Here is a 23292-nt window from a genome sequence, read left to right as displayed (position 1 = left end):
AGGACAAGCGAAGGAACGACGATGGCACGCCCCGCATGGAGCGACGACGAGGTCGAAGCGGTACGAGGACTGGCGAGCACCTTCTTCGAGAAGGAGGTGATCCCGCACGAGGAGAAGTTCATCGAACAGGGCCATCCCGACCGCGCCCTGTACAACCGGGCCGGTGAACTCGGCCTGCTGTGCGCGGCGATCCCGGCCGAATACGGTGGTGGCGGCGGCACATTCGCGCACGAGGCCGCCATCATCGAGGCGCAGGCGCACCTGGGTGATGGAGCCCTGGGCATGTCGGTGCACTCCTCGATCATCGCGCCCTACATCCACCAGTTCGGCTCGGAAGAGCTCAAGCGGCGGGTGCTGCCCAAGGCCGCCAGCGGTGAGATGCTGCTGTCCATCGGTATGACCGAACCCGGTACCGGCTCGGATCTGCAGAACATCAAGACCCGCGCGGTGCGCGAGGGTGATGAGTACATCATCACCGGGTCCAAGATCTTCATCTCCAACGGCTGGCTGTGCGACGGCATCATCCTGGCGGTGAAAACCGATCCCACCCAGGGCGCGGCGGGCGTCTCGCTGATCTTCGCCGAGGTCGGGGACGACACCCCGGGCTTCACCCGCGGTCGCATCCTGTCCAAGATCGGCGGTAAGGGGCAGGACACCGCCGAGCTGTTCTTCGATGGCCTGCGCGTGCCCGCCTCGAATCTGCTGGGCCAGGCCGAGGGCCAGGGCTTCTATCAGATGATGCAGATGCTGGCCCAGGAACGCCTGGTCACCGCGATTCTGGCGGTGGCGATGACGGAGAAGGCGGTCGAGCTGACCGTCGAATACACCAAGGGCCGTGAGGCTTTCGGCAAACCGCTGTTCGCCATGCAGAACACCAAATTCGAGCTCGCCGAATGCGCCACCATCGCCAGGGTGGGCCGGGTGTTCCTCGATGACTGCATCGCCAAACACCTGCGCGGGGAGTTGGACATTCCCACCGCTGCCATGTCGAAGTACTGGTTGACCGACCAACTCGGTAATGTGGTGGATCGCTGCCTGCAGTTCTTCGGCGGCTATGGCTACATGACCGAATATCCGATTGCCCAGCTGTACACCGGCGCCCGGATCCTGCGGATCCTCGCGGGCGCCAACGAGGTGATGAAGGACCTCATTGCCCGCTCACTCTAGTACCCCAGCACCGTCGAAGACCGGCGGTAACACCGACTCCAGGCCGGTACCCGCCGAGGACACCACGTCCCGGCGGCGCCGACTGGAGCCCGACGAGCGCCGCGCGCAGATCCTGTCCTGCGCCATCGACATGTTCGGCGAACGTCCGTACGCCGCTGTCTCCACCGCGGAGTTGGCGCAGCGCGCCGGGGTGGCGCGCGGGCTGATCAATCACTACTTCGGCAATAAGCGCGATCTGTATCTGGCGGTCGTGCGCCGCATGGTGACGCTGCCGCGCCCGGATTACATGGTCGCCCCCGAGGGGACCATTCGGGAGCGGGTGGAGGCGAGCGTGGCATGGCTGCTGGACACCATCGGTGAGCACGGCACCACGTGGGTCAAGGTCACCGGACTGGAAGGCATCGGCGACGATCCGGACGTACAGCGCATTCTGGACGAGGCCGATAACGCCGCGGCCGAACGCGTCGTACAGATGGTGGGCCTGAGCGATTCGCTGCACAGTGCCGAATTGCGTGCCCTGGTGCGCTGTTACGGCGGACTGGTCAAGGCCGCGGGCCGCGAGTGGATCGTGCGCGGCACCCTGGATCGCCCGCAGGTGCACGACCTGCTGGCCGATACCCTCACCACGCTGATTACCCAATCGTTCCCGAAGGTCAACGGCGAGATCTGATTTCGGTCTCGGTGAGCCGTCGGCATATCGACGGCGCACCGGGACCGATCGCCGGTCAGTCGGTGAGCACCGGCGGGAATCCGAATATCGGCACCAGTGCGGGATTTTCGAAGGCGATCACGCGGGCAACACCGGTGTCGGTCGCCGCGAGCACCACGATGCCGTTGGCGCGCAATTCACCGCCGGAGTGCCGACGGTAGACCGCGGCGGCGGGCCGGCCATTTGCGGTGGTGGGGAGCAGTCGCCACTGACCCGGTGCGCCGAATACGAACGCGGCGAGGAGTTGGATGCACAGGGTGCGCCCGGCCCGCCATTCGCGGAAGGGTGTCGCTTCCAGGGTGGCGTCGGCGCGCAGCACCTGTTCCAGCAGTGCGGCATCGGCGTGCTCGAAGGCCGCGATATAGCCGTCGAGGAGTGCGCGGGCACGCTCATCGGCAGGTTCGAGCAGGCCCGCGGGTTCGGGCGGGGATTCGTCGAGTTTCGCGCGGGCGCGTTGCAGACCGCTCTTTACCGCGGCGACGGTGGTATCGAGGATGTCGGCGGTATCGCTCGCGGAGAACGCCAGCACCTCGCGCAGTAGCAGGATCGCGCGCTGGCGTGCGGGCAGTCGCTGCAAACTCGCGATGAGCGCCAAACGCACCGACTCGCGCGCGATCACCACGGCCGCCGGATCATCGACATCCGGGGTGAGCCAGCGGTCCGGCAGCGGTTCCAGCCATGAAACCTCGCCGGATGCAACGGGAGTCGGTATCCGGTCCGGGTCCTCGCAGGGACCGCCCAGTCCCGAGGGCAGGACCCGTATCGGTCGCGGGCGTACCGCGCTCAGGCAGACATTGGTGGCGATCGTGTACAGCCAGGTGCGAATCGAGGCGCGACCGTCGAACCCGTCGTAATGCCGCCACGCCCGCAGATAGGTTTCCTGCACCAGATCCTCGGCATCGTGTGCCGAGCCGACCATGCGGTAGCAGTGCGCGAGCAGTTCGCGCCGAAACCGTGCGGTCTCGGCGGCGAACGCGTCTCGATCCGGTGCGGTGCGCACCCGCGAGGTCATAGCGTGAGCCTAGGCGCACCGGTTCGCACGGGAATGCCGATGTTCAGGGCAGTAGTGCGAGTTTGCCGATGGTGGCCCGGGTTTCCAACTCCGCGAGCGCTTTCGGCCCATCGGCCAGGTCGTAGGTGGTTGGTTCAGCGGGGACGAGCACGCCCGCGGCGATGAGGCCGAACAGTTCGGTCAGCACCGTGCCGAAGATATCGGGCGCGGTCTGCGCCAGCACCCCGATATTGAGGCCGATGAGGTGAATCTGGTGCCGATACACCAGATCCCAATTGGTGAGCGCGGCCGCACCGCCCGCCACCCCGTAGACCACGACCCGGCCGGTCACCCGTTTGGCGGCGGCCAGACTCGCGTCGAAACCGGCCCCGCCCGCGCATTCGAGCACCAGATCAGCGCCCAGGCCGTCGGTCAGGCGCAATACCTGCGCGGTGAGATCGCCGCCGAGCGAATCCAGTACAGCGTCTGCGCCCAGTGCCCGCACCGTGTCGTGTTTGCTCGCTGCGGCGGTGGCGATGACCGTGGCCCCATAGTGTTTGGCGATGCGCACCGCGGCTTGACCGGTCGCGCCCGCCGCCGCCGGAATCACCACGGTCTGCCCGGCGGTGAGCTCGCCCAGCGGTTTCAACGCGGCCAGCGCGGTCGGCCAGTTCACCATCACCCCCAATGCCTGCGCCGACGTCCACCCCGATGGCACCGGAATCATCGCGGCCGCACGCAGCACCGCGTACTCGGCGAACACGCCGTCCCCGATACCGGCCACCCGGGTTCCCGGCTGATGCCCGCTCACCTCCGCACCCACCGCGACGATCTCCCCGGCCGCCTCGAAACCCGCGATATACGGTGGCCGCGGACCATTTCCGAAGGTCCCGTGCGCCCGCGAGACATCGGCGAAATTGACCCCGGCCGCCTCCACCCGGATCAACACCTCGCCCGGACCTGGGGACGGAACCGGCGCATCGGTGATCAAGCGCATATCCTGCGGGCCGTCGCCGGAGGTCTGCTCCAGCGCGCGCATCGTCACGGGGATAGTCATCATCGGTCCCATTCCTGCTCGAGGTCATGATCGAGAACGGTTCGGTAACCGCTCCGCTCAGGTAGACCCGAGTCGCGGCGCAAAGGAATCGCGGACATCGGAGAACTCGTGCCGGAGAGTCGGCGGCCGCTAGGTCAGCGCGCCGGTGCCCCGGGTCGCCAGTTGCCGGAAGTCCGCGGCCAAACGCGCCGGGTCGGCCCGGAAATCGTCATCGATCCACCACGCCAGCACGCCGACCGTGGCCGCGGCATAGAACTGGGCGATCACCTCATTGGATGGCCCGTCACCGAATACGTTCGGCGGCAAGCGATCCCGCAATAGTTCCACGATCACCTGATGCAGGTGCCGGTGGACGAGGTTGCCGCCGGGACGCCCGCACATGGCCCGGTACACGCGCTGATTGCGATGCGCGTGTTCGAAGATCAGCGCCGCGGGCCGGTCCACCTCGATCGGCCGGTGCGCGGAACTCATCCGATCGAATTCGGTCTCCAGCTGTGCGCGCATATCGTCGAAAGTCGTTGTCAGCAGTGCTTCCTTATCGCGGTAGTGCGCGTAGAAGGTGGAGCGGCCGATATCGGCGCGATCGAGAATGTCTTGCACGGTGGTCTGCTCATACCCCTGTTCGAGCACCAGTGACAGGAACGCCTCGTGCAGTGTTCTGCGGGTGCGCCGCACTCGCCGGTCCTGGTCGCCCATAGCCGCCTCCTCGCTGTTTCCGGACAATTCGCGCGAGGTGTCCGGAACCGTACAGGTACCCGGATTTGGTTGTTGACCTGCACCGGAGCCCCTCGAGCATAATCGAACACAGAGTTCGGAAACAGATTCGCTGTTCGAAATATCTCGTAGGAAACGAGGGCGGCATGTACCCCTTCCCAACTGTCGTATGGCTGATCGTGATCGCCGGCGTTCTCGGCCTGGCGCTGCTGCTGTTCGAGGGCTTCCGGCGCGCCGGGAACTTGCGGCTCGGCATTGCCGCCGGATTCGGTTGGGCCGCATGGGCTCTGGTGAGCGCAATGCTCGCCAACGCGGGCGCGTACCGATTGACCCCGGACACTCCCAACCCGCTGATCGGCGTCGCCGCCCTGGCTGCCACCGCGATCGCGGTGGCCTGCACCAGAATTCCCGCGATCACCCGCATCCTCACCGATCCGGTCGCGCCGTGGCGACTGACCGCGCCGCATATTCTGCGCGTCACCGGCGGCACCGTTTTCCTGACCGCGTTCGCGCTGGGCTCGCTCCCGGCGATCTTCGCCCTCCCCGCCGGCATCGGTGATCTGGGCATCGGCCTCGAGGCGATCGTTCTGACGCGCATGCTGCGCCGCGGCACGGTCGGGCGGCGCGCACTGCTCTGGTTCAACATCCTGGGACTGATGGACCTGGTCATCGCGATGACGCTGGGTTTCCTGGCCGCTCCCGGTCCCACCCGCATCATCACCGTGACGCCGACGACCGCCGCCAACGGTCTGCTGCCGCTGGTACTGATCCCGACGGTCATCGTCCCGATCATGCTGACCCTGCACATCGTGTCGCTGGCGAAAATGCGTGCGGCCGTGCGGGATTCGCGTCCTGCAGCGGCCGCCGCCCTGGCCTAGGGCAGCAACACCAGCCGCCCGCGCACCCCGCCCTTCTCGAAGCGGGCGTGCGCGGCGGCAGCCTGTTCGAGCGGGAAGGTCTCGGCCACCCGCAGCGTCAGGGTTGCGGCGTCCACCAGGTCCGCGAGCGCCGCCAGCCGCGCACCGTCCGGAGCCTGCTGCACGGTGTGCACCGTGATACCGCGTTCGGAATCCGGTGCGCCGGTGGGCAAGAGCGCCACGAACCGGCCGCCATCGCGCAGCGCGCCGATCACTTCCGGTCCGCGGACCGCGGCATCGATGATCGCATCGGGGTCCAGTGCGCGCAGCGAATCGATCGTCGCTCGTTCGCGATCCACGAAATCCGTTGCGCCCAAAGAACGTACGAGTTCGGCATCGCCCGCACCGGCCACCGCGATCACGCGCGCACCACGTGCGGCCGCCAGCTGGGTCACATAACCGCCCACCCCACCGGCCGCACCGGTGACCAGGACGGCCTGCCCCGCCGACACATCGGCCGCCGCGACCGCCAGATCCGCGGTGATCCCGTTCAACGGCAATGTGGACGCCGCGATCGGATCGGCCGAACTCGGCGCGGCCGCCAGCGCATTCGCCGCGATCACCACGTATTCGGCTGCCGCGCCGACCGGATCGGTCAGCCACGGCAGCAACCCGATCACCGCCTGCCCCACCTCGAATCCGGTGACCCCCGCACCCAGCGCGGCCACCGCACCGGAGAACTCGATCCCCGGCACATACACCTCCCGCGCGGGCAGGATCGCGGCCAGATATCCGGCCCGCGATGCCGTATCGATCGGATTCACCGGGGCCGCAACAACTTTCACCAGCACCTGTCCCGCTCGGGGTTGCGGTTCGGGCAGGTCGAGAATGTTCACCACATCCGGCCCGCCGAATTCACGGAATGCCACAGCACGCATCGGAATGCTCCTGAGTATGAGAAGGGTTGGACTATCCACCGGTGGAACGCGATCCGCCGGATCCTGACCGGCGGGGCGTATCACCAACGTAGATCCGGCCCCATCCCGTGAGAAGAAGGCACCGGGAAGTGCCTAGCCCACCGAGGAGTTCCGATGCCCACCCGCACCGTCGCCCAGCAGCGCGAAGAACGCAAAACCGCGTACAACGCGTTCATCGCCGCCTGTCCCACCAATAAACTCCTGGACACCCTCAGCGATAAATGGACCGGGCTGCTGCTGGCGAGCCTGTCCGACGGACCCCGCCGCTACGGTGAGATCGCCGCGATCGTCGCGGGTATCAGCAATAAGATGCTCACCCAAACCCTGCGCACCCTCGAACGCGACGGCCTGCTGGACCGGCAGGTGACCCCGCAGGTGCCGGTGCGCGTGGACTATTCACTCACCCCGCTCGGGGTCAGTCTGCTGCCGATCCTGGCCATGCTCAAGGAATGGGCCGAAGCCAACATGGACGAGGTGTTCGCCGCCCGTGCCAGCTTCGACACCGTCAACTAGCCGCGTATCGGATTTACGGGATCAGTTCCGGACTGTAGATGCGGGCCACGCCCTGGCCATTATGGGTGATCTCGGCGTAGCTGACGTAGTGGTGACCCGCGACCACCGCCGCGGTGTTCGTCGCCAGCGGCGGGGAGGGATAGCTGCCGTTGAAACACGGCATATCCCTGCTGACCGCGACTTCCTCGTTCGACTGCGTGCGGTATGCGTCCTTGTCGATGATCTTCACGACCATCGTGCAATTATCGATCGTCGAACCGCCGGTTTTGGAGGTCAGGCTGCCGTACGCCTTGAGCACACCCTCGTACTGGTAGACGCAGGACTGCACCTCGGCCGCACCGTCGGTGGTCAGGTACACCCCCGAGCAACTCTTGGCGACCTCCCATTCGGGCGGATCGGCCTGCGCGGCCGGAGTGAACGCGATAAGTGCTGCGGCACCGGCGAAACCACAGATCAGAACACGCGACAAAGAACTGAAGGACATGTCGTACCCTCTCGATTGCCGAACTCGTGGAACTGCTGATATCGATCCCGGCTCACTCTAGGGACGCTTCCGTTCGGAAACATGACGGCAATAGTCGGGGCTGGGCCGGGGAATGCGATCCGAATCGAGGCTGTTGCCCGCAGGTATGGCGAATGATCAACTCGGGAAGTTCGGTGTGTGGCGGCCATATTCGATGGTGACCCCCGAAAAGGTGCGTGAGCTGGAGGAACTCGGGTACGGCGCGGTCTGGCTGGGCAGTTCGCCGCCCGCGGACTGGGACGGCTACGAGGCGTTGCTGGCCGGATCGGACACGATCACTATCGGAACCAGCATCGTGAACGTGTGGGCATCCCCGGCGGCACAGGCCGCCGAAACCTTCCACCGCCTCGACGCCCGGTTCCCGGGGCGATTCCTGCTCGGAATCGGGGCCGGACATCGCGAACACACCGGCGAATACACCAAACCCTATGACGCGCTGGTGCAGTACCTCGACGAACTCGATGCCGCCGGGGTACCCAAGGAGCGGCGTGCGCTCGCCGCGCTCGGCCCCAAGGTCGCCGAACTCGCGCGCGACCGCACCGCCGGAGCGCTGCCGTACCTGTCCACCCCCGCGCACACCGCATCCCTGCGTAAGCTGCTCGGCCCGGACACCCTCATCGCGCCCGAACACAAGGTCGTACTCGACACCGACATTGATCGGGCACGCGAACTCGGCCGCAACTCCACCAGCTTCTACCTGTCACTGAGCAATTACGTGAACAACCTGCGCCGCTCCGGTTTCCACGACGCCGACCTCACCCCGCCCGGCAGCGATCGCCTCGTCGACGCGCTGGTCCTGCACGGCACCGCCGAGCAGATCGCCGACGCCGCCACCGAACACCTGCGCGCGGGCGCGGATCACGTAGCGCTGCAAGTACTCGGCGACGATTACGTGCGCGACCTGCGCGCCCTCGCGCCGATACTGACCGCACGCGTCTGACCGCAACCGCCTCGGTATGCGCCGCACGGTGAGATGCCGTGCGGTGCTGTGAGGTTCGTATCGGCGATGGCGTGCTCAGCGTACGAGTGCGCCGGTGAGGAAGTCGACCATCTCACCGATCGCGCGCTCGGCCTCCGGGATCGGGAACAACGGCCACGCGTGCAGCATGCCCGGATATTCGTGCCACTCCAGTTCGACACCGAATTCGGCTGCGCGCGAACGGAATCGGTGCGCGTCGACATTGAGGATATCGCGGGTGCCGGTGAACAGCGCGATCGGCGGCACCCCGGTCAACTCCGCGAACAGTGGACTGATCAGCGGATCGGAGACCGCGCGCTCCCCGGCGTAGAGTCGCGCGAGCTCGGCGACCCCGTGCACCGGCAGAATCGGATCGCGGGGTTCGATCTCGGCCAGCCGCGGATCACTGAGCGTGGCATCCAGACACGGCGAGACCAGCACCAGCGCCGAGGGCACCGTCAATCCGTCGGCAATGGCCTGAATTGTCAGTGACAGCGCAAGATTCGCGCCCGCCGAATCACCCAGCAGCACCGGCGCGTCCCCTCCGGCGATATCGGCGTAGAACGGCAGCAGCCAGGCGAAAACCTCATCGGCGGTGCATTCGGGAGCCAGCGGATACATCGGCACCACGATCGGCCGATCCAGCCGCCGCACCAACGCCTCGATCAACTCCCAATGCGGATCCGCGATCGGCTCCACCCATCCACCCCCGTGCAGATAGATCGCGGCCGGACCCGAAACCGCCGTGCGCGGACTCAACACGAAGACCCTGCGCCCGCGAAAATCCATCTCTCGCACCGAGACCCGCCCCCGAGTCTTCGCCGACGGCACCGCCGGACCCTTCGCCCGATCCGCCGCGATTGTCGCCCGAATCCGTTGCGGTCCATCATATTTGCGCCGCACCCGCAGCGCGCGCACGACTACGGTCAACAGTTCGGCTCGAATGCTCGCCATGGGCGCTCCTGATATGTAAGTGCGACTTCGATGCGACCGATCGGCGCAGCAGCTGACGATCACCCACCGCGAATCGACCTCGAACCCATCGTGGGCCGCTGTGCTTACTGTCCTCTTGCGCCCGCTGGCACCCCACTTGCACGCGACCCCGACAGCGTCGTCACGCATCGACCCGTCACCGCGTGCGATTGCCGACATGTCGTGTCAGAGCCCGGATGGCGCTCCGGCCGCCCGATCACAGCGACCCGGTCCGACAATCGGCAATTCTGCGGCTGGAACAAATCCTCGCGGTACGGGGACGAGCCACGCGCCCGGCTAGAGGCGCGGATCGAAGACCAGCTGGAATCCGGACAGGCGGGTGGTGCCGTCGGGTTGTCGTTCGGCGTAGGCCCAGAATTCGCGGCCGGGCAGCTCATTGGCGGGCAGTCCGGCCTGGGTCGCTATCTCCTTGGCCGCCCACGACATCGGCGATCGCGCCGGATGCCAGGGTGTTTCGAGGTAGGCGACCGCGGAATCGGCGTCCCCGAACACCAAAACGCAGCGCACCTGGATCCGTTCGCTTCCCACCCTGCCATCATCACCCCTGCGGGCGGCCGCGCGCACCGATCATGCCGGGTCGTGCTCAACCCTCGCCCGGATCGTTCTCCTTACGTGCGCGCGAGGGTTGCACGCGCGGGGGTTCGTTCGGCATTTTCGGATATTGCGGCGGCCACGGGGCATCCAGCAATCCCGAGGCGAGGTCTTTGTCCGACATCTCCAGCAGGGGAGTCAGCGATTGTGGGATGCGGTTCGCCCACGCGTCACCGTGTTCGGCCACCCACGCCGGGACCGTCGCGATGGTCATCTGATCGTTGGTGACCGTGTCCAGTACGTCCCAGTCGATGGGGGTGGAGACCTGTGCGCCGACCTTGGGGCGTACGCACCATGCGCCGAAAACCGTTTTGTGCGGGGCGTTCTGGTTGAAGTCGACGAAGACGCGCGAGCCGCGTTCCTCTTTCCACCAGGCCGCGGTGATGGTGTCGGGGTGGCGGCGTTCGAGTTCGCGCGCCAATGCCACCGCCGCGGCCCGCACCTGATAGCCGTCCCACTTCGGCTCGAGCAGCGCGTACAGGTGCAGGCCGCGTGAGCCGGAGGTTTTCACGCGCACGTCGATACCGAGTTCGGTGCACAAATCCCTTGTGCGCCTTGCGGCTTCGCGCAGATCATCGAATCCGATACCGGGGGAGGGATCGAGGTCGATGCGCAGTTCGTCGGTGATGCCGGTCGGGGGCAGCAGATCCCCGTTGGCGTCCTCGACCTGCGGGGTGGCGGCCTCGAGTTCGGCCCCCGCGTGCGTGGGCCAGACGTGAAAACCCAAGCAGCCCAGGTTGACCGCCCACAGGATGTGCGCCATATCGGCGGCGACCAGGGCATCGCTGGTGGTGCCGTTGGGGGTGGTGACCACGGTGGTCTGCAACCAGTCCGGCACCGATTTGGGGACGCGTTTCTGGAACCAGGATTTGCCCGAGGCCCCATCGGGATAGCGTTCGAGCAGCACGGGGCGGTTGCCGATGGTGTTCATGATCGGCCCGGCCACCGACAGGTAGTAGTTGGCCAGATCGAGTTTGGTTTCCCCGCGCTTGTTGAAGTAGATCTTGTCCGGATTGGAGAGGGTGACGGTGCGCCCGTCGACCTCGAGTTCGACCGAATCGCTCACCGCGCGGTCCCTTTCGCCTCATCGAAAATGGCCGACAGTTCCGCGGGCGCGACCTCGTCCAGCTGCGCGTACGTGCACGATTCGGGGGTGCGGTCGGTGCGGAAACGCACCAGGCGACCGCCGTGGCGCAATCGTCCCGCCATCACATGCTCATAGCGGACCTCGGCCACCAATTCGGTGCGCAGCGGCTCCCACGACAGATCCTTACCGCCGGTCCAACGACTCACTCCGCCCGGCATTTTCCCGTCCGCGCGTGCCTGCGCGGCGGCATCTGCCCATTCGCGCCACGGATGATTCTCCAGCGCGTTCACCCGCAGCGGTGCGAGCTCCTCGACCAGTTCCTTGCGTCGTTTGGCGGTGAAACTGCTCGCCACCCCGACGTGATGCAGGTTGCCGTCGGCGTCGAACAAGCCCAGCAGAAGCGAGCCGACGCCTTCACCGTCCTTGTGCCAGCGGAATCCGGCGATCACACAGTCCGCGGTGCGCTCATGTTTGACCTTGAACATCACCCGCTTGTCCTGCAGATACGGCAGATCCGCGGCCTTGACCATCACCCCGTCGAAGCCCGCGCCCTCGAACCGGGTGAACCAGTCCTGCGCCACGTCGGGATCATCGCTGAGCGGGGTGAGGTGAATGCGGGTGACACCGCTGTCGGACGCGCCCCCGGTGTTCTTGTCCAGGATCGTTTCCAGCAGGCGGCGGCGTTCGGCGAACGGTTCCCCGGTCAGATCCTGATCTCCCAGGGCGAGCAGATCGAATCCGACGAAACTGGCCGGTGTCTCCACCGCGAGCTTGTTCACCCGCGAGGCCGCCGGATGTAGGCGCTGCTGCAGGGTGTCGAAGTCCAGGCCGTTCTCGGTGACGACCACGATCTCCCCGTCGATGACGCATTTCTCGGGCAGAGATTTGGCGAACAGCTCGACCAGTTCGGGGAAATACCGGGTGAGCGGGCGATCATTGCGGGATCCGAGTTCGATCTCGTCCCCATCGCGAAACACGATGCACCGGAACCCATCCCATTTGGGTTCATAGCGCAGCCCCGGCTCGCGGGGAAGTTCGGAGACCGATTTGGCCAGCATCGGTTTCACGGGCGGCATGACGGGCAGCTCCACACGACCTCCTCGGGTTGGTTCACCCAGGTAGACGACGTGACCGGTGAGAATTCACCGGTCCGCGTCCAGAGAAGATCGTAATGCCGTACTGGTCGGTTTTGCGGTACTGCTCAGTTTTCCAGCCAGCCATGCTGATCGGCGAACGCGGTCAGCCTGTCCCGGATGGTCAGTATTTCCCCGGCCGTGAGCGCCGGGCTCGCGTCCAGGAGCAGTTCGGTGATCAGGCGGCGATGTTCGCCCGCGCTCATTTGCCCGCCCGGCGCGCGATCCTTGGCCTTATGCGCGCGCACCGGTGGCGGCGCACCGGCGACCAGGGCCAGATTGATGGCCTTGGGCCCGCGATCCCCCTCGGTCACATCGAATTCGAACACCCGCCCCTGTCGCAGCTCATCCTCGTCCAGCCCGATGTCGTTGACATGGACGAACACGTCCGGCCCACCGTCTTCCGGACGGATGAAACCGAAACCCCGCGAGCTGTCGAACGACACCAATTTCCCGATGGACACCTAAACACCCGCTCCTCGTACGCCGCGTCCCTCTGCGGTAACTCTAGTCCGCGGCACGATCATTGTTGGAAGAAAGTGCCTTTTGCAACGAATTGAACACCGTCAATCCCTGTCCCACCATGCCATTGACGATCTCGCTCACACCCTCGGGACCGTTGAGCACCGTCAGATTGGCATTGGACAGGCCCGCGGCGGCCTGCTTCACGATCTCCGGAAGCTGTTCTATCAGAAGCTGATCCAGCGCGATGCGGTTATTGGACGCCGCGGCCTCGGCCTGGATGCGGGTGCGATCTGCCTCGGCCACGGCCAGGATGCGCACCCGTTCGGCCTCGGCGAGCGCGGGTTTGACCACCTCGGTCTGCAGCTGCTGTTCGCGCAACTCGGCCTGTTTGCGCGCCTGGATGGCCTGCGCGGTGAGCACCTCCTGCAGCGCGGTGGCCTGGGCGAGCGGACCCGCCTGTGCCGCTTCGGCATTGGCCTTGTCGATATCGCGCTGATACTGCGCGCGCAGCAGTGCGGTCTCGCGCTGGTATTCGGCCTGGCGGCGCTGGGATTCCTGTTCGGCCTGCGCGGCGAGCTGGGCGGCGCTGGCCTGGGCGATCTGCGCGTCGCGCTGGATGGCGGCATTGTGCGGGGCGGCCAGGGCGGTGATGTAGCCGAGGTTGCCGTCATCGATGGACTGGATCTGCAGCGAATCCACCCACAGTCCGATATTGCTCATCTCGACCTTCGAGGCGACTAAAACCTCATCGGCCAGTTTCTGGCGTTCGCGAATGATCTCCTCGACCGTCATCGAGCCCACGATCGAGCGCAGATGCCCGGAGAAGATGCGACCGGTCAGCACCGACATCTCACGCTCCTGTTCGGACAGGAACCGTTGTGCCGCATTGACTATCGAGGCGGTGTCATTGGCGACCTTGAACGCGATGACCGCGCGCACATCGAGCTGGATGGCCTGTTTGGTGACACAGCGTTCCTGGATCTCGGCCTCGTACATGGCCAGCGACAGATAGCTGACCTTGCGGAAGAACGGCATCACCCAGGCGCCGTGGCCGATGACCACGCGGAACGGCGCATTGTCCTTGGTGCCCCCGCCGCTGACCAGCATGGCCTCGTCCGGATCGGGCACATGGTATCCGAGCACTGTTGCCTCCCTTGATGTCTCAGACTTCTGATGTCTCAGATTTCCCCACGACGGTCGCCCGGGAGCGGTATCCACGGCACCACATCCACGATCCGGCCCGGATGCACCGCCACGATCAGCACGGGGGTGCCGGTGTCGAGTGCTTGGTCGGCGCGCGCGATATAGAGCTCGGTTCCCCCTCTGATGGCGACCAGAACCTCTCCGAGTTTGTGTGCGCCCCGGATCGGCGTGGTCAGCGTACCGGTCAGTCCCAGCACCGGGTCGGACATCTCGGGCAACTCCTCGCATTCGCGGTGAATTGCCAGGGTAGTTGCGTAATCCGGCAATAGTTGGACCGCACGGTCGGATTTCGCGACCAAATTGATAACTACATTTTTGCTACCCATCGGTATCATTTCCGATGCCGCAGCGCGGCCCGAGTTCGCGTCGGCCGCTTCCGCACTCGTGAAAGGTGCCGAGAATATGCCCGTGCGCGTCGAGGTGAGAAAATACTGGTTCCCGGGCCCCCGAGCTGGCAGGCTTAAGCGGTGACCACCCCTCCGGATATACCGGCCACGAATACGGCCGACGACAAACTGGACGCCGGCGTCCTCAAAATCGCCGGCGTCGTCGTGCTCGGCGCCATCATGTCGATCCTCGACGTGACAGTCGTGACCGTAGCCATCCCTACATTCCAGCAGACCTTCGACACCACCTACGCCATCGCGGCGTGGACGATGACCGGCTACACCCTGGCGCTGGCCACCGTCATCCCACTGACCGGTTGGGCCGCCGACCGATTCGGCACCAAACGCCTCTACATGGCGGCGCTGATCTTCTTCGTACTCGGCTCGATCCTGTGCAGTACGGCCTGGAATATCGAGTCGCTCATCGCCTTCCGCGTCATCCAGGGCTTGGGCGGCGGCATGCTCATGCCGCTGGGCATGACGATCATGACCCACGCCGCCGGACCGCAGCGGATCGGCCGCGTCATGGCCGTACTCGGCGTGCCGATGCTGCTGGGCCCCATCATGGGCCCGATCCTGGGCGGCTGGCTCATCGACAGCTTCTCCTGGCACTGGATCTTCCTGATCAATCTGCCCATCGGCATCATCGCGCTGGCGCTGGCGTTCATCGTGTTCCCCGCGGACCGGCCCGAACCGTCGGAGTCCTTCGACTTCATCGGAATGCTGCTGGCCTCACCGGGTTTGGCGCTGTTCCTGTTCGGTGTGTCCTCGATTCCCGGGGAGGGCACCGTCGCCTCGGCCAAGGTGCTGATCCCGGCGATCATCGGCGCGATCCTGCTGGTGGCGTTCGTGTACCGGGCGCTGCACACCGAACATCCGCTCATCGATCTGCGCCTGTTCAAGAACCCGTCGCTGCGCTACGCGGTGCTCACCATGACCCTGTTCGCCATGGCGTTCTTCGGTTCGGGTCTGCTGCTGCCGAGTTATCTGCAGCAGGTACGCGGTGAATCGACCCTGATGGCCGGTCTGCTCATCGCACCGCAGGGCCTGGGCGCGATGCTCACCATGCCGGTCGCGGGCCGCCTGGTCGACAAGATCGGCCCGGGCAAGATCGTGCTCACCGGTATCTCGATCATGGTGCTGGGCATGGCGTTCCTGACCCAGGTCAGCGCGGACACCTCCTACGTGGCACTGTGCGGGGCGCTGTTCGTGATGGGTCTGGGCATGGGCTGCACCATGATGCCGACCATGACCGCCGCCATCCAAACCCTCACCCACGCGCAGGTGGCGCGCGGCTCCACCTTGATGAACATCGTCAACCAGACCGCCGGATCCATCGGCACCGCAACCATTTCCGTGGTCCTGACGAACCTGCTCAATAACCGCCCCCTCGCCGGAGCCGCCATCGGCTCCCGCTCCAACCCGGAGATCGCCGAAAAGTTGCCCCCGGGCGCACTGTCCACCGGTTTCGACGAAGCGGCCACCGCCTTCGCCCACACCTTCGTGGTCGCCCTGGTCCTGCTGGCCGTCACCCTCATCCCGGCGTTCTTCCTACCCCGCACCAAACCCAAGAACCCGGAACTCGCCGAAACCCCGGTCGTCGTCGCGCACTGAGGTTTTCGCACCACACACAGCGCCCCCGCCGAACCATTCGGCGGGGGCGCTGTGCTGTTCAGGAACGTTCGTAGAAGCCGTCGATACGGGCACGACCCAGTGCGCGGGCGGCCGCGAGCACCGCGGGCGGGTTCGCTTTCGCCACCGGAGCCCCGTTCACGGCGGTGATCGGCTCGGCCAGCGCGAAGAGCTGGAAGGCGTACCGGTGCGGGCCGTGGCCCTTGATCGGGGACGGGCCCATATAGCCGCGCCCGAATCCCGAGCGCAGCACCTGTACGCCCGCAACCGTTTCCACGCCGTCGAGGACACCCTGCGCCAGCTCCGTGCGCGCGGGATCCAGGAGTGCGACCGCGTGCACGAACGGCTTGGACATCGGCGCATCGGGATCCTCGACCACCAGCAGCAACTGGGCGGTCCCGGCCGGGGGAGCCGACCATGCCAATGCGGGCGAGCGATCCTGTCCGCCCACGCGTTTCCCGGCGTGCGGCGTGGTCAGGAACGACTCGTGCTCGAAATCGGGGCTGGTGAGCTCGAATACGCCGTCCCCGGCCAGATTCGGCCGATGCCAGGCCAGCGTGCGCTCACCGGCCCTGCGATTCGCGAGCAATTTGCCGAGAATGGCCATGATGATCTCTCCTAACGTGCACCGCCGCCGCACGCTAGCAGGTGACCCGAGCCCCCGCACCCGTTCCGGTCACAGCGTGAAAGGGACTGCCGCCGAGCCGGATCGGCGGCAGCGGAGCACTCAGGAGGTCGCGGCCAGCCCGGCGGGGTCGGCGGTGATGCGGCCCGAATCGGTGTCGTAGTCGTACAACTCGCCGTAGCGGCCCCAGTCGATGGCCAGTTCGAGTTGGCGGCGGGCATCCTCGTCGGAGAAGCCGCGGCGCAGTAGATCGGCGAAGAAATCGGCGCGGGCGCTGCCGTCGCTGCTGCCGACCAAGGCACTGCAGATGGTGCGGACCAACGGGGCGCGGCGGCGGGCCTGGGTGGCGAAAACATGTTTGCTGGTTTGGATATCGGCGGTGGTGAAGTTCGCGCCGACATTGGTGAGGATGACATCGCCGGAATCGGCGATCAGGAAACCCAGCAGGGCCGCGGCATCGACCAGGGGCAGCAGATCATCGAGTTCGAAATTGAGTTCGTCGGCGATGACCGGCAGGTCCGCGCGGCCGTCCTGGGCGTAGACCAATTCCAGCAGACCGGCGATACCGCCGACCGAGGCATCGGGCAGGGGAGTGACGAAGGGGGTGCCGTTATCGGTTGCGGTGGCGGCGATTTCGGTATCGCGGCCGGTGAGCAGGCCGTAGATCTGATCGACCAGGGCGATGAAACCGGGGGCGCGGCGATTACGCGGGCGGGGCAGCTCCACGGTGACCTCGGCGATGATGTGACCCGGATTCGCGCCGAGCACCACCACGCGGTCGGCCAGCTGCACCGCCTCCTCGATATTGTGGGTGACGATGCAGACCGCGCGGGTGGGGAAATCGTCCGTGGCCCACAGGTTCACCAGTTCGGTGCGCAGATTCTCCGCCGTCAGCACATCCAGCGCCGAGAACGGTTCATCCATGAGCAGCAGATCCGGTTCGAGCACCAGGGCGCGCGCGAAACCCACGCGCTGGCGCATACCGCCGGACAGCTCCTTCGGATAGGCGGATTCGAAACCATCGAGACCGATCCGGTCGATGGCGTCCAGGGCGAGCTGGCGGCGGCGTTCGGGGGCGATACCGCGCGCGGCCAAACCGAGCTCCACATTGTCCTGCACGGTCAGCCACGGCATCAGCGCGAACGACTGGAACACCAGGGCCGCACCGGGATTCGCGCCCGTGAGCGGTTTACCGCGATAGCGGACCTGCCCGCTGGTGGGAGCCAGCAGACCCGCCACCGTGCGCAGCAGCGTCGATTTGCCCGAGCCCGAACGGCCCAGCAGCGCCACGATCTCCCCGTCGCGCACCTGCAGATTCACATGTTCGAGCACATTGAGGCGCTCCCCGGCGGCGCCGGTGAAGGACATGCCGACATCGTCGATGTCGATCAGGACCTCTCCGGTGGTTGCGGTCGTCATGAGAGTTCCTTTCGGTCAGAGCGAATAGCGGCGCTGGGCCAAGGCGTAGAGGCGACGCCAGAACAGGCGGTTGATGCCGACCACGTAGGCGCTCATCACGAGCACGCCCACCAGAATGCGGGGACTGTCACCGTCACGGGTGGCCTCGGCGATGTACGCGCCCAAACCGGTCGCCACCAGCGTGGTGTCCCCGTACGGGACGATCTCCGCGACGATCGAGGCATTCCACGCTCCGCCCGCCGCGGTGATCGCACCGGTGACATAGCTGGGGAAGATGGCGGGCAGAATCAGCTTGCGCCACCACAGCTTTCGCGGCAGTCGCAGGCTCGCCGCCGCCTCGCGCAGATCGTTCGGGACCGCCGCCGCGCCCGCGATCACATTGAACAGGATGTACCACTGCGCACCCAGGGCCATGAGCAGGATGCCCGCCCACTGCAGGCTCGCACCCGTGGCCACCAGGACCGCGGTCACCAGCGGGAACAGGAAGTTCGCCGGAAAACTCGCCAGCACCTGCACGATCGGCTGCGCGATCCGGGACACCTTGGGGTTCAACCCGATCCACACCCCGATCGGCACCCAGATCGCGGTTGCGAAGATCAGCAGCACGATGACCCGGCCCAGGGTGATCACGCCCAGATACCCCGCGTGCGCGACCTCACCGAAACCGACGGTGGTGTCGATATAGCGCAGCATGTAGAAACAGCCCACCGCGAGTGCGACCGCGACCACCGCGGTGAACAGCACATCGTTTGCGCGACGGCGCTTTTCGGGCACATACAGCTGATGTTCGGCCAGCCCGAACACCCGCATGATGCGGTCCATCGGATACACCAGCGGCCCGAACACCTTGCCAAGCAGCGGCGGAATATGCGAGCGGCGCAACAGATCCAGCACCAGACTGCGCGGCGCGTTCGCGGCCTCGGTCTCCTCATTGCGGAAACGCTCGGCCCACACCGTGATCGGACGCCAGAACGCGATATTCAACCCGATCACCATGACCACCATCGTCACGATCGCCAAAAGGATTCGGGGCGTATCGCTTTCGGCGGCGGCCGAGGCCACATAGGAGCCGATGCCCGGGAGCGCGTACTGGCGATTGTTCACGCTGATCGCCTCGGCCGCGGTCAGGAAGAACCAGCCGCCACCGAAACTCATCATCGCGTTCCACACCAGCGGGAACATGCCGCTGGGCACATCGAGTCGCCAGAACCGTTGCCAGCGTGACAATCTCAGATTCCGGGCGGCCTCATCGAGTTCGCGCGGCTGCGACACCAGCGAATGATGGAACGCGAACGCCATATTCCACGCCTGGGAGGTGAAGATCGCGAAAATCGAGGCCGCCTCCAACCCCAGCGACGAGCCCGGGAACAGGGCGATGAACCCGGTCACCGTCACCGACAGGAAACCCAGAATCGGCACCGACTGCAAGATATCGAGCAGCGGCAGCAACACCTTCTCCGCGCGCGGCAACCGCGCGGCCGCGGTGGCGAAGACGAAGGTGAACGCGATCGAGAGACCCAGCGCCAGGAACATGCGCAGCAGCGAACGTGCCGCGTAGTACGGCAGCTCGGCCGGATCGGTGGAAATGCTGGACGGTGCGCTGGCATCGTCAAACGGCACATCCATGCCCGCCGACACCCGCACCGCCAGCCAGATCAGCACCGCCGCGCCCGCGAACACCGCGATATCGGCCCAGCGCGAACGCGGACGATCCAGTGCACCCCGGCTGGGGTAGGTGGTGCTCACGCCTCCACCTCGGTCTGGGGCACCGTGCGCCAGCCCACGCTGGTCACCGACGGCTCGAGGCTCAACCGGCTCACCGCGGACTCCATCTGCCGATCATCGCGGCGGTCCCCGGTCAGCTCCGCGCGCACCTCGACCCGATTGGGTTCGATGTTGTGGCTCGAGATCGACACCAGCCGGAAATCGGTGCGGGCCAGTGACTGCACCAGCAGCGAACGCACAGCGGCCTCGTGATCGTCATCGGTGCGGGCGGTGAACGCGTACAGCGCCTCCACCACACCCTCGGCCGGGCGATCCACCGCGCGCGCCGCGGTCCGCAGCGCGGTATTGACCACCACCACCGCCACCGTGCCCGCCGCGGCGGTGCTGTACATCCCGGCACCGGCCAGTGCCCCGACCGCGGCCGCACACCACAGCGTGGCCGCGGTATTGAGTCCGCGGATATTGAACCCGTCGCGCAGGATGACACCCGCGCCCAGGAAGCCGATACCCGAAACAATCTGTGCCGCAACACGAGTCGGGTCAGCGTCCTTACCGCTGAACCCGTGCGCGGACAACAGCACGAACAGGGTGGCCCCGGCCGCGACGAGCGCGTTCGTACGCAGTCCGGCCATGCGTGCCCGGTACTGGCGCTCGAACCCGATCACCGCGCCGAGCCCGACACCCGCGCCGAGCCGCAGCAACATTTCCCACGTGGTCATGACGCCCTCCAACTAAGAGGTCGGCGCACTCGTCAAGGCACGCTACAGGCAGGAAACCAGCACGCAGCGGAGAAAAGAAGTGTCGCCTGGTGAACGATTGGCTAACGGAACTCTGTCCGATCCATCGGGCACGACGATCACCTCCACACCCACTACGCGAACGCGCCACCAGGGAGTGGATCCGGCACTGGACGGCCGGAAACGGTAACCACCCCTCGTAAGACCTTCAGCACTCCACGGCGTAACCCACATCGGGTGTGGGAGCCGGTCGGGATCACCCCTTAATCCGGGGAGACCTGTCCTGACCCGGGGCGTCTCTCGACGTTCGGGGTCGCCGGCCTATATCCGCAGAGGAGCCTCAGCTAACGACGGCACCTTGCGTCAGCGAGTAAACACCCCGGCGCGGGTCGCGGGCAACCCATGTGACGAGCGCAACTTCCTGCCCGCGCCGCGCGGCCCGGGCCGTTACCCACCTCGAGCGCATCCGGCGCGGCCGATGATTCGCCGGTCGGTCTTATCCGTGTCGCTGCCCGAATTATGGTTGCCAGCAAATAGCTTGAATGGATGGGTGCAGTCATCGGAGACCTATTGCCGCTCGGTGTCGGTGTAGCGATATCGCCGATTCCCATCGTGGCCGCCATCCTCATGATCCTGTCCAGAAACGCCTCCGGGGCGGGTAACGGCTTCCTCGCGGGCTGGGTGCTCGGCGTGGTGACGGCGACCGCACTCATCTGCGTGATCGCCGGGTCGGTGGGCATCACCGACGGTCGGGAACCCTCGACGACCGGATCCTGGATCAAGGTCGTACTCGGGCTCGGCCTGGTCGTCTTGGCCGCCAATCAATGGCATGAGCGCACCGACACCACCCCGCCGGACTGGATGAACGCCCTCGATCGGCTGACCCCGGTCCGAGCCGCCGGATTGGGCGTCCTGCTGTCGGCGGTGAATCCGAAGAACCTGCTGCTGTGCGTGTCCGCGGGCGTGGCGATCGGATCGAGCACGATCACCGCCGGCGGCAAGATCACCGCCCTGATCGTGTTCACCGTCCTGGCCTCGGCGAGCGTAGCGGCGGTGGTGCTCGGCTACGCGATCGCCGCCGACCGCGTGCGCCCCGGCCTCGACAACGCCCGAAAATGGTTGCAGGACAACAATCACGCGGTCATGGCGCTCGTCCTGCTGGTGATGGGCGCGGTCGTGCTCGGCAAAGGCATCGGCGGCCTCTGACCCGCACCGGCCCGGCGAATATGGATTACTGTGTCGCCGTGGGGATTACAGAGTTCGGGCCGGGAGACGTCATCTGGTTTCCCGACGGGCCGTTCTACGGCATCTGCGCGGTGGTGCGCGAGGTGTACGACCGGCGCGCGGAACTGCGAATCGAATTCGGGGAGGGGCTCACACATCGCGAAGGCGGCGTCCTGCGCGAGCGGAGGCACTCCCTGACCGTCCGGTTCGACGAAGTCGAACTGATGTAGCTACTTCGCCAGCACCGGGATCTCATCGGTCACCGGGACCTCGGTGCCGCGCAATGAAGCGCCGACGGTTTCACGCAGGAACATCAGCGCCACCAGGCCGACGGCGCACGCGCCTACCATGTAGAACGCCGGGAAATAGCTCCAACCGGTGGATTCGATGACCGCCTCGTTCACCAGCGGCGCAGTGCCGCCGAACAGGGCGGTGGACACGTTGTAGCCCAGGGCGAACCCGGCGTAGCGCACGTGCGTGGGGAAGATCGCCGGGAACGTGGCGGTGATGGTGGACAGCTGCGGCAGATACAGCAGGCCCAGCACGATGAAAGCCACTACGGCCCACACGATTCCGCGCGCCATCAACCAGTACATGGGCACCGCCAGGGCGGCCAGGGCCAGCAGCGAGAACCGCCACATGGGGCGGCGGCCGACCCGATCGGACAGGCGGCCGAAGAACGGCAGCGTCAGCATCATCACCAACTGGCCGATCAGCATCATCGCCGTGGTCGTGGATTCGGCGACACCGAGGGTGTGCTGCAGATAGGTGGGCTGATAGGTCAGCAGCGTGTAGTTGACGATATTGAGCGCCACCACCAGCCCGGCCAGCGTGAGCAGCTCGCGCCGGTATTCGGTGAGCAGTACGCGCAAACCACCCGCGGGCTGTTCCTCCTCCTGCATCTCGGTGAACACCGGCGATTCGTCCAGCCGCGAACGCAGATACCAGCCGATCAGACCCAGCGGGACCGCCAGCAGGAACGGGATCCGCCAACCCCATTCGTACATGGCGTCCGAACCCAGCAGCAGCTGACAGGCCAGCACCACCGCCGAACCGCCGACGAAACCGCCGAGCGTGCCGAACTCCAGGAAACTGCCCAGGAAGCCGCGCTTGCGATCACTGCAGGTTTCGGCGAGATAGGTTGCCGCACCGCCGTATTCGCCGCCGGTGGAGAAGCCCTGCACCACCCGCAGCAGGATCAGCAGGATCGGGGCCAGCACTCCGGCGGTGGCATGGCTGGGCAGCAGCCCGATCGCGCCGGTCGCGCCCGCCATCAGCAGAATGGTGGTCGCGAGCACCGCTTTGCGCCCGATGCGATCCCCGAGCGGACCCCACACCATGCCGCCGAGCGGGCGCAGCAGGAATGACACCGCGAAACCGAGCATGGTGCCCAGTGAACCGAGATGTCCGGGGAAGAACGCGGCGGTGATGTAGGTCGCGGCCGCGGCGTACACGCCGTAGTCGAACCACTCGGTGGCATTGCCCATGGCAGCGGCGGCCACCGACCGAGTCTGCTGTGCCGAGTGCGTGTCACCGCTCGTCATGCCGGTCCTCTCATCGCGTAAATGCGTCGCGCGGCCCGAAAGATCAGGACGCGCCCGCATTG

General features: G+C 66.2%; 25 protein-coding genes and 1 riboswitch. Of the genes, 8 read left to right on the top strand and 17 right to left on the bottom strand.

All coding sequences use genetic code 11. The features are described from left to right. Positions 1–21 precede the first annotated feature (21 nt). Both ACFC0O_RS00620 and ACFC0O_RS00615 read left to right on the top strand, forming a co-directional pair. On the top strand, positions 22–1167 hold the full coding sequence (locus ACFC0O_RS00620; protein WP_364634895.1) for an acyl-CoA dehydrogenase family protein: 1146 nt from the start codon (positions 22–24) through the stop codon (positions 1165–1167). Positions 1168–1249: 82 nt separating this feature from the next. Beyond that, on the top strand, positions 1250–1837 hold the full coding sequence (locus tag ACFC0O_RS00615; protein WP_364636055.1) for a TetR/AcrR family transcriptional regulator: 588 nt from the start codon (positions 1250–1252) through the stop codon (positions 1835–1837). 55 nt (positions 1838–1892) lie between these two features. Here ACFC0O_RS00615 and ACFC0O_RS00610 read toward each other — a convergent pair whose 3' ends face one another. The 3 genes from ACFC0O_RS00610 to ACFC0O_RS00600 form a co-directional block, all read right to left on the bottom strand. After that, positions 1893–2888, bottom strand: coding sequence for an RNA polymerase subunit sigma-70 (locus tag ACFC0O_RS00610; protein ID WP_375952370.1), 996 nt, complete (start codon positions 2886–2888; stop codon positions 1893–1895). Between the two features lie 43 nt (positions 2889–2931). Continuing rightward, positions 2932–3927: a zinc-binding dehydrogenase gene (locus tag ACFC0O_RS00605; protein WP_375952368.1), complete on the bottom strand. Its 996-nt coding sequence runs from the start codon at positions 3925–3927 to the stop codon at positions 2932–2934. Between the two features lie 126 nt (positions 3928–4053). After that, positions 4054–4620, bottom strand: a complete 567-nt coding sequence (locus ACFC0O_RS00600) for a TetR/AcrR family transcriptional regulator (protein ID WP_375952365.1) — start codon at positions 4618–4620, stop codon at positions 4054–4056. A 164-nt stretch (positions 4621–4784) separates the two neighbouring features. Here ACFC0O_RS00600 and ACFC0O_RS00595 point away from each other — a divergent pair, with 164 nt between their 5' ends. Then, the gene (locus ACFC0O_RS00595; RefSeq protein ID WP_375952362.1) at positions 4785–5516 is read left to right on the top strand and encodes a hypothetical protein; all 732 of its coding nucleotides are present in this window, start codon (positions 4785–4787) and stop codon (positions 5514–5516) included. Here the strand turns inward: ACFC0O_RS00595 and ACFC0O_RS00590 are convergent. Continuing rightward, positions 5513–6433 (bottom strand): NADP-dependent oxidoreductase, encoded by a 921-nt coding sequence (locus ACFC0O_RS00590; protein WP_375952360.1) that lies wholly within the window; start codon positions 6431–6433, stop codon positions 5513–5515. The two genes, ACFC0O_RS00595 and ACFC0O_RS00590, sit on opposite strands and share 4 nt — an antisense overlap. A gap of 153 nt (positions 6434–6586) precedes the next feature. On the opposite strand from ACFC0O_RS00590, the gene ACFC0O_RS00585 reads away from it, so the two are divergent. Next, a complete protein-coding gene (locus ACFC0O_RS00585; RefSeq protein WP_375952357.1) occupies positions 6587–6985 on the top strand; it encodes a winged helix-turn-helix transcriptional regulator in 399 nt (132 codons plus the stop codon). A 13-nt stretch (positions 6986–6998) separates the two neighbouring features. On the opposite strand, the gene ACFC0O_RS00580 is transcribed toward ACFC0O_RS00585, so the two are convergent. After that, a complete protein-coding gene (locus ACFC0O_RS00580; protein WP_375952354.1) occupies positions 6999–7469 on the bottom strand; it encodes a hypothetical protein in 471 nt (156 codons plus the stop codon). Between the two features lie 145 nt (positions 7470–7614). Between ACFC0O_RS00580 and ACFC0O_RS00575 the strand changes: the two genes are divergently transcribed. Continuing rightward, entirely contained in the window at positions 7615–8448 is an 834-nt protein-coding gene (locus ACFC0O_RS00575) for an LLM class F420-dependent oxidoreductase (RefSeq protein ID WP_375952351.1), read from the top strand. Between the two features lie 75 nt (positions 8449–8523). Here ACFC0O_RS00575 and ACFC0O_RS00570 read toward each other — a convergent pair whose 3' ends face one another. The 7 genes from ACFC0O_RS00570 to ACFC0O_RS00540 form a co-directional block, all read right to left on the bottom strand. Continuing rightward, the gene (locus tag ACFC0O_RS00570; RefSeq protein ID WP_375952348.1) at positions 8524–9420 is read right to left on the bottom strand and encodes an alpha/beta hydrolase fold domain-containing protein; all 897 of its coding nucleotides are present in this window, start codon (positions 9418–9420) and stop codon (positions 8524–8526) included. Between the two features lie 315 nt (positions 9421–9735). After that, positions 9736–9987, bottom strand: coding sequence for a hypothetical protein (locus tag ACFC0O_RS00565; protein ID WP_375952345.1), 252 nt, complete (start codon positions 9985–9987; stop codon positions 9736–9738). 55 nt (positions 9988–10042) lie between these two features. After that, entirely contained in the window at positions 10043–11116 is a 1074-nt protein-coding gene (locus tag ACFC0O_RS00560; RefSeq protein ID WP_375952341.1) for a DNA polymerase domain-containing protein, read from the bottom strand. Next, complete coding sequence (locus ACFC0O_RS00555) at positions 11113–12228, bottom strand: ATP-dependent DNA ligase (RefSeq protein WP_375952339.1); 1116 nt, start codon at positions 12226–12228, stop codon at positions 11113–11115. The genes ACFC0O_RS00560 and ACFC0O_RS00555 overlap by 4 nt, the downstream gene beginning before the upstream one ends. 110 nt (positions 12229–12338) lie before the next feature. After that, the gene (locus ACFC0O_RS00550) at positions 12339–12734 is read right to left on the bottom strand and encodes a cold shock domain-containing protein (RefSeq protein WP_364634860.1); all 396 of its coding nucleotides are present in this window, start codon (positions 12732–12734) and stop codon (positions 12339–12341) included. 43 nt (positions 12735–12777) lie between these two features. Beyond that, complete coding sequence (locus ACFC0O_RS00545) at positions 12778–13878, bottom strand: SPFH domain-containing protein (RefSeq protein WP_364634857.1); 1101 nt, start codon at positions 13876–13878, stop codon at positions 12778–12780. 35 nt (positions 13879–13913) lie between these two features. Beyond that, the gene (locus tag ACFC0O_RS00540) at positions 13914–14147 is read right to left on the bottom strand and encodes a hypothetical protein (protein WP_375952334.1); all 234 of its coding nucleotides are present in this window, start codon (positions 14145–14147) and stop codon (positions 13914–13916) included. A gap of 258 nt (positions 14148–14405) precedes the next feature. Here ACFC0O_RS00540 and ACFC0O_RS00535 point away from each other — a divergent pair, with 258 nt between their 5' ends. Then, positions 14406–15938, top strand: a complete 1533-nt coding sequence (locus tag ACFC0O_RS00535) for a DHA2 family efflux MFS transporter permease subunit (RefSeq protein ID WP_375952331.1) — start codon at positions 14406–14408, stop codon at positions 15936–15938. 58 nt (positions 15939–15996) lie between these two features. Here ACFC0O_RS00535 and ACFC0O_RS00530 read toward each other — a convergent pair whose 3' ends face one another. The 4 genes from ACFC0O_RS00530 to ACFC0O_RS00515 form a co-directional block, all read right to left on the bottom strand. Further along, positions 15997–16563, bottom strand: a complete 567-nt coding sequence (locus ACFC0O_RS00530; RefSeq protein ID WP_375952328.1) for a YbhB/YbcL family Raf kinase inhibitor-like protein — start codon at positions 16561–16563, stop codon at positions 15997–15999. Positions 16564–16683: 120 nt separating this feature from the next. After that, the gene (locus ACFC0O_RS00525; protein ID WP_375952325.1) at positions 16684–18000 is read right to left on the bottom strand and encodes a nitrate/sulfonate/bicarbonate ABC transporter ATP-binding protein; all 1317 of its coding nucleotides are present in this window, start codon (positions 17998–18000) and stop codon (positions 16684–16686) included. 15 nt (positions 18001–18015) lie between these two features. After that, on the bottom strand, positions 18016–19746 hold the full coding sequence (locus ACFC0O_RS00520; RefSeq protein WP_375952322.1) for an ABC transporter permease: 1731 nt from the start codon (positions 19744–19746) through the stop codon (positions 18016–18018). Beyond that, positions 19743–20444 carry an MgtC/SapB family protein gene (locus ACFC0O_RS00515; protein ID WP_364634842.1) on the bottom strand — a complete coding sequence of 234 codons (702 nt, stop codon included), beginning with the start codon at positions 20442–20444 and terminating at the stop codon, positions 19743–19745. The genes ACFC0O_RS00520 and ACFC0O_RS00515 overlap by 4 nt, the downstream gene beginning before the upstream one ends. 203 nt (positions 20445–20647) lie before the next feature. Beyond that, positions 20648–20821, bottom strand: a riboswitch (M-box (ykoK) riboswitch). Between the two features lie 187 nt (positions 20822–21008). Between ACFC0O_RS00515 and ACFC0O_RS00510 the strand changes: the two genes are divergently transcribed. Further along, complete coding sequence (locus ACFC0O_RS00510) at positions 21009–21668, top strand: GAP family protein (RefSeq protein WP_375952318.1); 660 nt, start codon at positions 21009–21011, stop codon at positions 21666–21668. A gap of 38 nt (positions 21669–21706) precedes the next feature. Beyond that, complete coding sequence (locus tag ACFC0O_RS00505) at positions 21707–21916, top strand: hypothetical protein (RefSeq protein ID WP_375952316.1); 210 nt, start codon at positions 21707–21709, stop codon at positions 21914–21916. Here the strand turns inward: ACFC0O_RS00505 and ACFC0O_RS00500 are convergent, their stop codons facing one another. After that, on the bottom strand, positions 21917–23230 hold the full coding sequence (locus ACFC0O_RS00500) for an MFS transporter (RefSeq protein ID WP_375952313.1): 1314 nt from the start codon (positions 23228–23230) through the stop codon (positions 21917–21919). Positions 23231–23292 lie beyond the last annotated feature (62 nt).

Origin of the sequence: Nocardia sp. NPDC056100, assembly GCF_042266325.1 — a bacterium.
In the GTDB taxonomy this organism is placed as follows: Bacteria; Actinomycetota; Actinomycetes; order Mycobacteriales; family Mycobacteriaceae; genus Nocardia.
Note: the sequence above shows the minus strand (reverse complement) of the source record. Positions and strands in the feature narration are given on the sequence as shown.